Annotated in this window: 5 protein-coding genes and 1 pseudogene; 1 reads left to right on the top strand and 5 read right to left on the bottom strand. The window is 68.3% G+C overall.

The genetic code is table 11. The features are described from left to right. Positions 1-16: 16 nt before the first annotated feature. The 4 genes from GGR64_RS18850 to GGR64_RS18835 all read right to left on the bottom strand — a co-directional run bounded on the left by GGR64_RS18850 (position 17) and on the right by GGR64_RS18835 (position 9,206). The gene (locus GGR64_RS18850; protein WP_184647747.1) at positions 17-1,171 is read right to left on the bottom strand and encodes a heparan-alpha-glucosaminide N-acetyltransferase domain-containing protein; all 1,155 of its coding nucleotides are present in this window, start codon (positions 1,169-1,171) and stop codon (positions 17-19) included. Then, complete coding sequence (locus GGR64_RS18845) at positions 1,168-3,534, bottom strand: alpha-N-acetylglucosaminidase (protein ID WP_184647745.1); 2,367 nt, start codon at positions 3,532-3,534, stop codon at positions 1,168-1,170. The genes GGR64_RS18850 and GGR64_RS18845 overlap by 4 nt, the downstream gene beginning before the upstream one ends. A gap of 4 nt (positions 3,535-3,538) precedes the next feature. Further along, positions 3,539-6,421 carry a beta-galactosidase GalA gene (gene galA, locus GGR64_RS18840; protein WP_184647743.1) on the bottom strand — a complete coding sequence of 961 codons (2,883 nt, stop codon included), beginning with the start codon at positions 6,419-6,421 and terminating at the stop codon, positions 3,539-3,541. An 85-nt stretch (positions 6,422-6,506) separates the two neighbouring features. After that, entirely contained in the window at positions 6,507-9,206 is a 2,700-nt protein-coding gene (locus tag GGR64_RS18835) for a TonB-dependent receptor (RefSeq protein ID WP_184647741.1), read from the bottom strand. 1,160 nt (positions 9,207-10,366) lie between these two features. On the opposite strand from GGR64_RS18835, the gene GGR64_RS18830 reads away from it, so the two are divergent. Next, a complete protein-coding gene (locus GGR64_RS18830) occupies positions 10,367-13,000 on the top strand; it encodes a TonB-dependent receptor (protein ID WP_184647739.1) in 2,634 nt (877 codons plus the stop codon). 79 nt (positions 13,001-13,079) lie between these two features. On the opposite strand, the pseudogene GGR64_RS18825 reads toward GGR64_RS18830, so the two are convergent. Continuing rightward, positions 13,080-13,685, bottom strand: a pseudogene (locus tag GGR64_RS18825) (expansin EXLX1 family cellulose-binding protein); the annotation flags it as partial. Positions 13,686-13,853 lie beyond the last annotated feature (168 nt).

Raw genomic sequence — 13,853 nt, 5'->3', positions numbered from 1 at the left:
GTCCGTGCACGCCGGGCTACAGCCGCAGGTACAGCCGCCGTCGATCCATCCACCAGCCCATTCCCCAGCACAGCAGGGTGTAGGCCAGCGCGCAGGCCAGGCTGCCCCAGGGGCCGGGCAGCAGCCGCTGGAACACCTCCACGCCCAGCCACTGGTACAGGTCCATGCCGCTGGCACCGGCCGGGATCAGCCGCAGGCAGACCACGAACAGCTCGGAAAACAGGTAGATCGCCAGCGGATTGCGCCCGAGCACGGTGAAGAAGCCGCTGCCGGCCCGCCAATGGCGCACCTCGATGGCCCACAGCAGTGCGCCCAGCAACAGCAGGTCCAGGCCCACGGTCAGCAGCACGAACGAGCCGGTCCACAGCTTCTTGGCCAGCGGGAACCACGGCTGCCAGGCCAGGGCCAGCAACGTCAGCGCGATCCCGGCCAGCAGCAGCCAGCGCACCGTGCGCGCCTGCTTGCCGGCGTGGCGCACGTACAGCCCGGTCAGGTAGCCGGCGATGACGTTGACCGTGGCCGGCAGCGTACCGAGCAGGCCTTCCGGATCGAATCCGCCGTCCTTGCGATACAGCTGCGCCGGGTCCAGCAGCCACAGGTCCAGGCGCGTGCCGGCGTTGCCGAGCTTGCTCAGCTCCGCGCCCGGCTGGCCCCACAGGTACAGCGCGCCCCAGTAGCCGAGCAGCAGCGCGACGCAGGCGCCCAGCAGGGCGCGCGGCGACAGCCAGCGGCACAACAGCGCGGCCAGCGCGTAGCACAAGGCGATGCGCTGCAGCACGCCGGGCACCCGGGTCTGGTCGATCGCGGTGAGGGTCCAGTGGCCGTCGGCGCCCTGGTGCACGAACGGAAACCAGTACATCAGGAAGCCGAGCAGGAAGATCAGCGCGCTGCGCTTGCCGACCCGGCGCAGGAAGGCGCCGAGCGGCTGGCCACGATCCAGCGCGAAGCTCATCGCGTTGCCGACCGCGAACAGGAACGACGGGAACACCAGGTCGGCGGCGGTGAAACCGAACCACGGCGTGTGCCGCAGCTGCACGAACGCATCGGCGCCGGCGCCCGGCGTGTTGACCAGGATCATCAGGAAGATGGTCAGGCCGCGGAACACGTCCAGCGACAGGAAGCGTTCGCGCGACGGCGCCGCGGCGGGAGGGCTGGCGGGCACGGCGCTCATGGCGCATCCACCTGTTGCAGCAGCGCACGCACCGCGGCGACCGGATCGGCCGGCGCCTGCCGCGCGTAGGCCGTGTCGCGCGCCACCCAGTCGCGCTCCCAGGCGCGCAGGCGCTGCTGCAGCTGCGCCTCGTCCACGCTGCCGCCGGCCACCGCCGCGTCACGCAGCATCTGCAGCGCCAACGTCCAGCGCGGCAGGTAGTAGTCGGCGTACATGCCCTCCCAGGCCTTGGACGCGTAGTCGCCAAGATTGCCCTCGCCGCCCCACACGCTGACCTGCGCCTTGGCGTCGCGCCGGTAGTACGCGGCATCCTGCGGCGTCTTGGCATAGTCAGCCGCGGCGTCGAGCCAGCTTGACAGGGTCTCCTGCTGGCCGCCGACCAGACGGTCGAGTTGCGTCACCGCTTCGCGCACCCTTTCAGTCGCGGCGTCGCCGGCCGCGACGTCGCCGCGTCGGTAGGCGGCCACCGCCTGCTGCAACTGCGCGTCCACGCGACCGGTGGCGTAGTGGCGGGCGAAGTCGACCAGGTCGTAGCGATACAACGGCGCGTTGGCATATTCCGGCGCCAGCGCCAGCAATTGCTGCAGGGCGCGGCGCAACCGTGGCGGATCGCCGGGGGCCTCATCGAAGTCGCCGATGTCCAGCGTCGGCCGCTTGAATAGCAGGTAGGCGCCGGCCCGGCTGCGCCACCAGCGCGGCGTCCAGTAGCGGGTCGACAGCACCGAGGCCTGCAGGTCGTCCCAGGCCGCGCGCAAGGCCGGCGAGGTGTGTCCGTAGCGGGCGCGGGTGTAGTCGTCGAGCCAGTCCTGCAACGGGCGCTGCTGTGCGCCCCAGGCCAGCGCGTACATGTATTCGTAGACCACCGAATTGGTGTGCAGCCCTTCCGGGAACGCGCCGAAGCCGACCAGGTGCTGCTTGTCCTTGTCGGCGAGCAGTGCGCGCAGGTCCTGCCGGTAGAACGCCAGGTCGCCGTACACCGGATTGCTGCCGCCGTAGTTGTGCACGTAGCCGTAGATCCATTGCTTGCCGTCGAACGCGTCGGAGAGCTTCCAGGTACCGGGGTAGCGGTCGTTGCCGATGTCCAGTACCAGCAGCTTGTCGTTGGGCACCTCGCGCAGGAACGCGGCGATCGCCTGCGGCGTCCAGAAGTGGCGGTCGGCGCCGAACAGCCAGCCCTGCATCACCCACACCGCATCCGGATTGGCGCGATGGATCGAGGCGTACAGCGCGCGGCCGTATTCGGCCAGGCGCTTGTCGCGCTGCGCCGGCGGCACCTCGGGTGGCGCGGCCTTGGCGGTGTTGGCGGTGCTGTCGCCGTAGCTGGCCAGGCGCGCGTCGCTGCCGTCGGCGGCGATCGGCGGCAGCATCTCGTTGAACGCATCGGCCAGATAGTAGGTGCCCTTGCCGTAGGTGCGGTCGTAGAGTTGGATGAAGCGTTGCGCGATCTGTGCGAACAGCGGATCGGCCGGATCCAGCCAATAGGTCTCGTGGAAGCCCTCCCAGGCGCGCATGCGGTAGATGCGCGCCTGCGGATGCGCCTGCGCGAACGCCTTCGGCACGTAGCCGGCGAAGGCCGGCAGCACCGGCTTCATGCCCAGTGCGCGCATGCGCTGCAGGATGCGCAACTGCAGGGCATGCTTGTCCTCGATCCACTGCTGCGGCAGCGGCGCGTCGTAGCCCTCGATGTTGCCCATGCGCTGCCACGGCGCGAACGCCGGGCCGGAGAAGTACTGCGCCAACTCCGCATCGGCCACCCCGAACTCGCGCCACAGCGCCTGCCACACGTACTCCTGGCCTTCCATCGCCAGCGGCATGTCGATGCCGTGCAGGGCCATCCAGTCGATCTCGCGCTCCCAGCGCGCCCAGTCCCACCACGGCGTGGTGTAGCCGTAGGTGCAGACGTTGAGGTAGGCGCGGTGCGCGAACGGGGTGGCCGTCCGCTGCCCGCGGAAGTCCGCATAGGCCGCAGGCAAGGCGATCCGGCTGCCTTCCCAACTCACCGATGCCGCGCCGATCGACTGCAGATAGCTGTAGGCGCCATGCGCCAGCGCCACTTCGGACGACCCGGACACGCGCAGCGCGCCGGCCTCGGCGGCGACCTGGTACCAGTCGTTGCCGCGGCCGCGCGGCTGCCGTTGCAGCTGTAGCTCGGCCGCGCGCGGGCCGAGCGTGCGCAGCAGCACGCCGCGCGCGGCATCGCCCTGCGCGTCCTGCACGTCCTGCGCCGCCGCGGCGGACGCGACCGGCACCAGCAGCGCACAGGCCAGCAGCAACAGCACGGCATGCGCGCGCATCGACAGCGCCTGGACGCGGCGCAGCCCGGCATGGCCATGCGGGAAGATCTGGCGGAAAGCACGTTTCATTGGCTCAATACTCCACTGTCGCGACATCGTCGAAGCCGAACGGCGTTCCGGCCGTCACCTGCATCACCACGGCCAGCACGCGTTCGCCGGACGCTGGCGGCAACCGAAGGGACACCGGCTGCCCCGCGGCCACGCTGGCGACCCGCTGCCGGTCCAGATACACCTGGACCGCGCCGGTCGCGCGGCCCAGCCGCAGCCGGCCACCACGCTGCTGGATCCCGGCCCAGGGCGTGAACGCGGTCCGATACAGCACGTAGCCGTCGCGCTCGGCACGCGTCTCCAGGTTGCCGGGCTGGCAGAAGCTCCAGCTGTTGTTGTCGTTGGGCGCGCGCGGCAGCGCCGGATCCGGCGGCGCGGCGAACGGCAGGGTATGCCGCCAGCCGCCCACCACCATCGCCGCGGCAGCCGGCGGCAACGACAGCGGCGGCGGCGCCGCCTCCAGCGCGATGCTCGCCTGCGCCGCCCGCAGGCCCGGCGCGCTTGCCTCGATGCGCAGCCGGCGGCGATCGCTGCCGGCCTCGACGATGGCCTGCGCCAGGCCGTTGAACAACTGCACCTGCGGCACGTTGTCGGGCGCATGCCGGTTCGGGTCGCCGTTGCCGACGCCGAGCAGGCGCCCGCCCTCGATCTGCAGCGTGATCTGCGCGTCGGCGAACGGCACGTGGCGGCCTTGCGCATCCACCGCCTCCAGGGTGATCGGTTGCGCGTCGCGGCCGTCGCCGCGCATGCGCAGCCGGTCCGGGGTCAGCCGCAGCGCCACCGGCGCGTCGACCGTCTGCACCCGCTGCCGCGCGACCTCGCGCCCGTCGCGGTACGCCACCGCTTCCAGCACGCCGGGCGCGTACACGACCTGCCAGGTGTTCATCGCGATCCGGTCCACCGCCTGCCGCCCCTGCGAGCGGCCGTTGAGCCACAGCTCCACCTGCTGCGCGTTGCAGAACGCCATCACCTTGATCGGGATGCCCTCGCGGCCCGGCCAGTTCCAGTGCGGCAGCAACTGCAGCACCGGCGCATCGTCGATCCACTGCGCCTGGCGCAACCAATAAGCGCCTTTCGGGAAGCCGCACAGGTCCATGATGCCGAAGAACGAGGACACCGAGGGCCATTCGAACGGGGTCGGCTCGCCGCGATAGTCGAAGCCGGTCCAAACGAAGCTGCCGGCCAGGTAGGGCCGCTCGTCGATCAGTTTCCAAGACTGGCGATGGGTGTTGCCCCAGGGCGCGGCGACCGAATCGTCCTCGGCGATGACGTGCGCATCCATGTCGGTGAACCAGGCGCCGCGGGTCTGGAACGCACTGGTGTCCTCGCTGGACAGCAGCGGCGTGTGCGGCATCGCCGCATGCACCCGGTCGTAGTTGAACTGGCGGTAGTTGAAGCCGACCACGTCCACCGCATGGGCCGCGTTGCGCTGGGTCAGCATGCCGTCGTTCATCGCCGCGGTCACCGGGCGGCTGTCGTCCAAGGTGCGCACCAACGCAACCGCGCGGCGCACCATCTCGTAGCCGGCGGCGGTGCCCTGCATCGGCTCTTCGTTGAACACCGACCACAGGAACACGCAGGCGCGGTTGCGGTCGCGGCGCACCAGCCAGCGCAGTTGCGCGGCATAGTCGGGCGCGGGATTGAACACGCGGTTCTCGGCCATCACCAGCATGCCCAGCCGGTCGCACACGTCGAGCAGTTCGGCGGCCACCGCGTGGTGCAGGCGGATCGCGTTGCAGCCCAGCGCCTTGAGCCGGCGGATGCGGAATTCCAGCAGGCTGTCCGGCACCGCCACGCCGACCCCGGCATGGTCCTGGTGCAGGCAGGCGCCCTTGATCTTGAGCGGCCGCTCGTTGAGGAAGAAGCCTTGCTGCGCATCGAAGCGCAGCGTGCGAAAGCCGATCGCGCATTCGCGGCGGTCGCGCTCGCGGCCTTCGCTGCGCAGCACCGTCGCGAGCCGGTACAGGTGCGGCGCGGCCACGTCCCAGCGCTGCGGCCGCTCTACCTGCAACACCACCTGCGCCTCCGCCTGCGCCAGTGCGCCGGCCTGCAGCGCGGTACTGCCCTGCGCCACCACCGTGCCCTGCGCGTCGTACAGCGTGGTTTCCAGCCGCGCCGCATCGGCCTGTTCGCCGACATTGGCGACGGTGACCGTCACCGGCAGCGTCCAGCGATCGTCGGCCCCGGCGCGCGGCACCGCATGCACGCCGTCGCCGACGATATGCAGGGCATCGCGCACCGCCAGCCAGGTATGCCGGTAGAGCCCGGCGCCCTCGTACCACCACCCGTCCATCGCCTCGGCGTCCACGCGCACCGCGATGGTGTTGAGATCCTGGCCATAGCGTGCGATCGCGCTGATGTCGATGGCGAGGCCGTCGTAGCCGCTCCAGCCACGCGCCATCAGCAGGCCGTTGACCCACACCGTGGCGCGGCTGGCGACGCCGTCCAGGCGCAGTTCCAGCGCCTTGCCGCGCTGCGCCTGGTCCAGCCGCAGGCTGCGCCGGTACCAGGCGATACCGCGGCGACGATAGCCCTGCGCCACGTTGGCGCTGGCCTCGATCGGCTGCTCGATGGCGAAATCGTGCGGCAGCCGCAGTTGCCGCCACTGGCTGTCGTCGAAATCGCCGGCGGCCGCGCCCCAGGCCTTGCCGGCCTTGGCGTTGTCGTAGCTGGCGTCCTGACCGGTGATCGGCGGAAACGGGATGTCGCCTTCGTGGAAACGCCAGCCCTCGTCCAGGCAGAACAGGCCGGGATCGGCCGCGAGCGTCAGCCCCGGCACGGCCGCCACCGCGGCGGCGCCGCTGCCGGCGATGCCCGCGGACGCCGCCATGCCGGCCCAGCTTCCGCGCGGCAGTGCCAGCAGCAGGCCGGCGCCGGCGCTGCCGGCCAGGAACGTTCTTCGTTGCATGCGCTTGTCCTCATCGGATCGAGCGCCCGGCGCCACCGCGGCGCCGGGCCAGGGTCGCGCTAGCCCGCAGGCGCGTGCGCCGCCCTCACAGGATGTCCCACTGCATCGACACGTAGAAGCTGCGGCCGGTGACCCCGGTCATCTGCCAGCGGCTGCTGATGTCCTTGTACGCCTCTTCTTTCTTGTTGGTCAGGTTGAGCGCGCCGAGCTGGAAGCTGAGCTTGTCGGTGGCCTGGTAGCCGAGCACCGCGTCGACCTGGGTGCGCGCCTTCATGGTGTGGCCTTCGCGGGCGAAGAAGCTGTCGCTGCTGTCCTGCTCGTACTCGCTGCGGTGGTTCAGCGACAGGCGCGCGGAGAACATCGCGTTCTCCCAGTAGCCGGTGGCGTTCCAGGTCTTCTCCGACAGGTTGCGGATCTTGAAGTCGGTGTCGCGCTGCGGGATCACCCGGGTGAAGTTGGCGGTCAGGCCGAAGCCGGGGATCGGCAGCCAGGCATCGAACGATTGCGTCCAGCCCAGTTCGTAGCCCTTGATCTTGACCTTGCTCGGGTCGTTGCGGGTGGCGGTGATCTCGTAGATGTTGCCGCCGCCGTCCACGCAGTCGCCGGCGCCATTGGTGGACAGCGCCGTGCCGTTGAACGTGGCCGGGCAGACGATGCTGTTGAAGGTACCGTTCTTGACGTTCTTCCAGAAGCCGGCCAGGGTCAGCCCGCCGCCTTGCCCGTAGTACCACTCCAGGCTGAGGTCGGCCTGGTCGGCGGTCAGCGCCTTCAGGTCGGTCTGGCCCAGCGACACGTCGTAGGTGGTGGTGCCGCCGGTGTTGCTGCCGGAGGAGATGGTCGTGGCGATGGCGGTGTTGCTGTCCAGAATCGGCCGCACCAGCACCTTGCCGGCGGCCAGGCGCAGCAGCAGGTCCTCGCGCATGTCCAGCACCAGGTTCAGGCTGGGCAGCCAGTTGTGGTAGTCGTACGGCGCGCGCTCGGTGCCGACCACCTCGTTGGCATCCTCGCTGTACTGCGAGGCGGTGGTCAGGTAGGTGTCGGTAGTGCGCTTGGTGTTCTCGTAGCGCACGCCGACGTTGCCGCGCAGGCGCATGCTGCCCAGGTCGGTGTCGATCTTGGCCAGCGCATACGCGGAGAAGATGTCGTTGCGGATGTGGTAGCTGGCCTGCGGCGCGAACAGCACCGGCACGGTGATGCCGGAGGCGGCCAACGCCCTGGCGTAGGCGTAGACGTCCGGTGCCACCCAGTCGCTCTGCGAGGCCAGGTTGCCGTCGAGGAAGTTGCTGACGTTGGAACTGGCCGCCGACAGCTCCGGGAACATGCCGTAGCCGGACACCGCGCCGGAGTTGATCAGGTACAGGAAGTCGCGGCGCCAGACGTTGCGGTCGAAGGTCTCGCGGCGGAACTTGGTGCCGACCTTGATCGCGTCGAGAAAGCCGTTGCCGACGTAGCGCTCGGCATCGAACTGCAGCGACCATTCCTTGTTGCGCAGCGCGTTGATCGCGCCGTTGGGGTACTCGTCGCGGACCAGGTTGGCCTTGTTCCAGGCGCTGGCATCGGTGGCGTCGGCATCGGTGGTCAGCGAGATCGCGCCGGGGTTGGACATGTCGAACAGCGTCGCGGTCGGCTTGCGGCCGAGGATCGCCGCGCGCTCGTCCTCGTCGGTCTTGCCTTCGGTGTAGTTGGCCACGCCGCTGAAGGTCCATGCGTCGCCCTTCCAGCGCGCGTCCCAGGTCAGCAGCTGCGAGGTCAGGTCGTGGCGCTCGAGCTGGCGGTTGTTCTCCAGCCAGTAGTTGGACGCCGACACCTTGGTCGCGGTCAGGCCGTCGGTCTGCAGCACGCTCAGGTAATTGCGTTCGAAGGAGTAGACCAACTGGTTCATGTCGTTGTCGGTCTTGTCCTGCGAGTACAGCGCCGTCAGGTTCATCTCCAGCCGGTCGTTGGGCTTCCACTGCAGCCCGGCGGTGAGCATCTTGCGGTCGGTCTCGCGCTCGATCGAGCGGTAGCGCGGACGGCGCGGGATGTAGAGCGTGCCGTCCCCGGTGTCCTGGGTGTACCAGCGGTCGATCCACAGGTAGTCGGCGCGGTCCTTGAGCTTCTGGTAGCCGGCGTTGACGAACACGCCCAGTTCGCCGCCGTCGGCCAGATGGAACTGGTCGATGTAGGTCAGCACGCCCTTCGGCGTCGGCGCGCCGCCGGCGAATTCGGAATACTGCTCCTTCGCCGAAAAGATCAGCTTGCGCTCTTTGTAGTCCAGCGGCTTGGTGGTCTCGATGTTGACCGTGCCCGACAGCCCGCCGGCGTCCATGTCCGCCGAGGGCGACTTGATCACTTCGATCGCCGCGGCCACTTCCGGCTGGATGATGTCGTAGCGGAAGCCGTCGGTGAAATCGGCGCTCTTGATGGTCTGGCCGTTGATCGTGGTGGCCGAGTACTGCGGACCCAGGCCGCGGATGCTGATGGTCGAGCCGCGGCCGTTGATGGTGGAGATCTGCACGCCGGGAATGCGCTGGATCGCCTCGGCGATGTTCTCGGCCGGGAACTTGCCGATGTCCTCCGACGAGATGCCGTCGGTCATGCGCGCGTCTGCGCGTTTGTTGTCCAGCGCGGTGATCAGGCTCTTCTGGTAGGAACTGGTGACGGTCACCGTATCGAGCTGGGAAATCGAATCGGACGCTGGCGCTTCCTGCGCCTGCGCACCGGTACTGAGCAGGCCGAACGCGATGGCGCTGGCGAGGACGGACAGGGGACAACAATGCGAACGGGAGCGGGCGACATGTGGCATTGGGCTATCCTGGTTGATGGCTGATCGGCACGACGACGGCTGACATCCAGGGCGGCGATCGGCAGGCAGCACCCTCCATCGCGCCCCACGCGACGCGCAGGGCGATGCCGTCCGTGCGGACACGGAATCGATGAAGCGTTCTGTCTGTTTCCTGCGCCCTGTCTTGCGGGAGGCGCGTCCCCGTCCCTTCCCCGGAACGGGCGACTGCATGTGCTGCTGGACGGATCGAGCCCGAATTGGCAAGGACCAATTCCAGGCGCCTCGATTCTTATGGTCTTAGAAAGATTGTGTCAACGCCGTGCCGCACGAAATCGCACAATGACGCCTGGACTCGCACGCGGATCTCAGTAAATTTCTTATTTATCAATTACATGCGCGGATAAAATATTTCCGGCGCGGCATTTTCCACGCATCGTTGTCACGATACCTATGCCGCACCAATTGTGACAACGAGACCAATTTTGTGCGATGCCACATAACCGCACTGCATTCTCATCTGTGCACGGTCGCGAACCCGCCCGACCGCTCGCACAACCACTTGATAACCATGCATTTCTCCCCCGGCGCAACATTCTTTCCGGGATCCAATACCGATTTTTTGTGGCAAAACCAGAACCAGACAAATTTTCCTGCCAAGACTTGACATCGTTGTCATAGCCTCGTAAGAATCGGCGCACACGGGGGTGTAGCCGCGCATGTGCGGCGCGAAAGCGGGGCCAGGGGAGGCATGTGATCGCAATGATCCGGATGCGCGTACCGCGTGTCGCACGCGGCACTTCGTGGCATGAGCAGAGACGGCGGCCCGCCCTGCCCGGCTTGCGGCCGTCGGCGCATGCCGCGCCAAGCCCCCTGTCGCGATGGCTGCGGCATCTCGCTGTCGGTGCGTGGTCCGATCGATCGCCACGGGCGGCGTCGCCGTCATCCGCACCCGATTCACGCCATCTCGCCCTGAACACGCCGGAGCCCTTGAGGAACGCGCGTCTGCGCGACACCGGCAGCACCCGCCTTCCTGCGCAACGCGACACGGCCTCCGCGTTCCGCATCACCCGGCACTCCAACCCGCTTCCGCACCACAGGCAGTAAGGCAACAGGCAACTCCGGCACGCGGCCCGACGTCCGCGCAATCGCGTTGATTCATTGAATGATGAGGGAGAGACATCATGCAATATCGCCATTCCGTCCTGTCCGCGGCCATCGCCGCCAGCGTCCTCGCCTTCGCCGCGCAGGCGCAGCAGGCCGACTCCGCCGCCACCGATCTGGACGCGGTCCAGGTGGTCGGCATTCGCGCCAGCCTGGAGAAGTCGCTGGACACCAAGCGCAACAACGTCACCGTGTCCGAGGCGATCACCGCCGAGGACATCGGCAAGTTCCCCAGCACCAACGTCGCCGAAGCGTTCGCGCAGATCCCGGGCGTCACCATCGACCGCCGCTTCGGCCAGGGCGAGCGGGTCAGCATCGACGGCACCGATCCCAGCCTCAACCTGTCGTTCCTGGACGGCCACCCGGTGGCGCAGGCGATCTGGCTGTACGGCGAGCAGCCCAACCGCGGCTTCGACTACACCCTGCTGTCGCCGCAGATCCTGGGCCGCGCGGAGATCGTCAAGTCCACCGAGGCGCGGCTGACCGAGGGCAGCCTCGGCGGCACCGTGCTGATGCACAGCCGCCAGCCGCTGGACCTGAAGGCCAACGAGATCGCCGGCTCGGTGGGTTACAGCTACAGCCAGCAGGCCAGCGAGGGCAAGCCCAACGCCTCGCTGCTGTACAGCTGGAAGAATCCGCAGGAAACCTTCGGCGTCGCGGTCTCCGCGCAGCACTACGAAGAGCGCGTGGACCGCCAAGGCCTGGAGGTGTTCGGCTACGCCAAGGCCAGCACCTTCGCCAACGCCGCCGGCGTGCCCGCCGATGCCGACGTGCCCAACTCGATCAACGCCGCCTGGTTCCAGCAGGACCGCAAGCGCGACAGCGCGGTGCTCAACCTGCAGCTCAAGCCCAGCGACGCGCTGGAGTTCAACCTCAGCGGCCTGTACATCAAGGAAGACTTCGACAACTACAACCAGTCGATGTACAGCTTCCTGACCTGGAACCCGGGCACCGTGGCCGCGGTCGACGCATTGGGCGACGTGCGCAACGGCGTGGTCAACAGCGGCCATTCCAGCGCCAACGCCAGCGCGGGCGGCGGCACGGTGATCTACGACAACAACGTGCGCCAGTCGCAGGTGACCACCAAGGGCCTGGACCTGCGCGGCGCCTACCGCGGCGAACGCTGGACCTTGCGCGGCCAGGTCGGCCAGAGCAAGTCCGACAACGACCACCTGGCACAGTATTTCATCGAGCCGTTCTACAACGGCGGCTTCCGCTGGGACCTGGATCGCGGCATCCGCTTCGACGATGCGGCGGCCGCGCGCAATCCGGCCAACTGGGGTTCGGCCGGCGGCTGGATCGGCAACAACGGCGTGTTCTCCACCCAGAGCAAGGACCGCTACGGCCAACTCGATCTGGACCTGCAGTTCGACGGCGTGTTCAACCAGTTGCTGGTCGGCGTGCGCCAGGGCAAGCACGACGAAGACTTCGCGCTCAACGTGTACGGCGGCGTCACCCCCGCCACGCTGGCCGACATCGGCACCATCGGCCTGACCGACATCCGCGGGTTCTATCCCGATCAGGGCCAGCACGTGCAGGCCGGGCGCGGCAACGTGATCGACTGGATCCGCAACAGCCCGGTCGACTACGCCAATCCCGACCCGTCCAGCTACCTCAACAACACCTGGGCGCTGCAGCAGACCAACAACGCCGCCTACGCGCAGCTCAATTTCTCCAACGGCGGCCTGCGCGGCAACCTGGGCCTGCGCTACGTGCGCTCCAAGACCGAGGGCAGCGGTTTCGTCTACAGCGGCACGCCGACCCTGCAGGACCTGGACAGCAAGTGGCAGTCCCGCACGCAGACCGAGCATTTCCTGCTGCCGTCGCTGAACCTGGCCTACGACACCGACAACGACTGGGTGTTCCGCTTCGGCGCCGGCAAGGTGATCGCCTGGGCGCCGTACAACCAGATGGTCAACAACACCTTCCTCAACGACACCACGCTCACCGGCAGCGGCGGCAATGCCGAGCTCTCGCCCTACGAATCGTGGAACTTCAATCTCTCGGCCGAGTACTACTTCGCGCCGCAGGCGGTGGTGGCGTGGTCCATCTTCTACAAGAAGATCGACAACTACATCGACACCTCGGCCACCATCGAGCGCCAGTACAACGCGATCCGCGACACGTCGCCGCAGACCTGGGCGCAACTGCTCGGCAGCAACGGCTGCACCGCCGACGGCTATTGCGACTACAGCATCCAGCGCCCGCGCAACGCCGGCGACGGCAAGGTCAAGGGCTTCACCCTGGCCTACCAGCAGCCGTTCGGCGAGAGCGGCTTCGGCCTGTCCGCCAACTACACCTACGCCAGCGGCGAGAACAACAGCGGCAACCCACTGCCCTACCAGTCGCGCAACAGCGTCGCCTTCAGCCCGTACTACGAGAAGGGGCCGTGGAACGCGCGGATCAGCCTGAACTGGCGCGACAGCTACCTGGCCGGCGGCTACGTCGCCGGCGCCGCGCCGGCCAGCGTTGACGACTACACCGACCTGGGCGCCAGCGTGGGCTACGCGATCAATGCGCAGTGGTCGCTGCAACTGGACGCGCAGAACCTGCTGGACGAGGAATACCTGCAGTACCTGGGCGACAAGGACCATCCGGTCGGGCGCTACCACAACGGCCGCCGCTACATGGCGACGGTGCACTTCAAGTTCTGAGCCAGCAACGCGCCTGCACCGCGGAGCCATCTCCGCGACGCAGGCGCGCGTCTACCGATAGCGCATGCGCGACCGTGCTTCAGCGCGGAAACTGCACGTGCCCGTCGGCGAAGTACACGTCCTTGTCGCCCTGGCTGGGCAGCGCGGCGAGCGTATCGGTGACCACCTGGCCGCGGATGTCGGTGAGGCGGATTTCCAGCAGTTGCGCGCCCATCTGCTCGCCGACGAAATGGTTGTACGCGGTCTTGGGCAGGCTGATCCAGTCGCCGTTCTTCTTGTATTCGAACTTCACCACCGGATAGCGGTGGTTGCGCACCTGGATCGCCGCCCAGTATTGCGAGCTGCCCTCCTTGATCCGGTACACCACGTTGCCGCTGACCGGCGCGGCCACCACCTGCCAGCGGATCGGGATGCGCCCGGCGCTGGTGTCGCCGATCGCGGCGAAGGCATTGGGCGACAGATCCAGCCCGCAGTCGGCGCCTTCCGGATACAGGTCGGTGACGTAGACGGTGACCGTACCCCGCGGTCCCTGCACCTGCAGGTAGGCGCCGGCCAGCGCCGCCTGGATTCCGCCGTAGTTGAGCTGCGTCGGATTCAACGCGGTGATCGGCGCGGTGGGATCGATGGGATCCAGCAGCAGGGCGCCGCCGGAATAGCCGGAGCTGGTGTAGGTGGCGGTGCCGCTGCAGACATCGTTCCAGGCCGCGCTGGCGGGGGTGGCGCTGGCGGCCAGGCACAGCGCGGCGAACAGGCCGGCGCCGCGCGCGGCACGGGGGGAGTGGCGTGCTTGCATGCGTGTTCTCCTGCACAGGCGCGCGGAGTCGCCGCGCGGCGACCGGGCAGTCTGCCCGGC

This window comes from Xanthomonas sp. 3307 (genome assembly GCF_014199735.1).
In the GTDB taxonomy this organism is placed as follows: domain Bacteria; phylum Pseudomonadota; class Gammaproteobacteria; order Xanthomonadales; family Xanthomonadaceae; genus Xanthomonas_A; species Xanthomonas_A rydalmerensis.
Note: the sequence above shows the minus strand (reverse complement) of the source record. Positions and strands in the feature narration are given on the sequence as shown.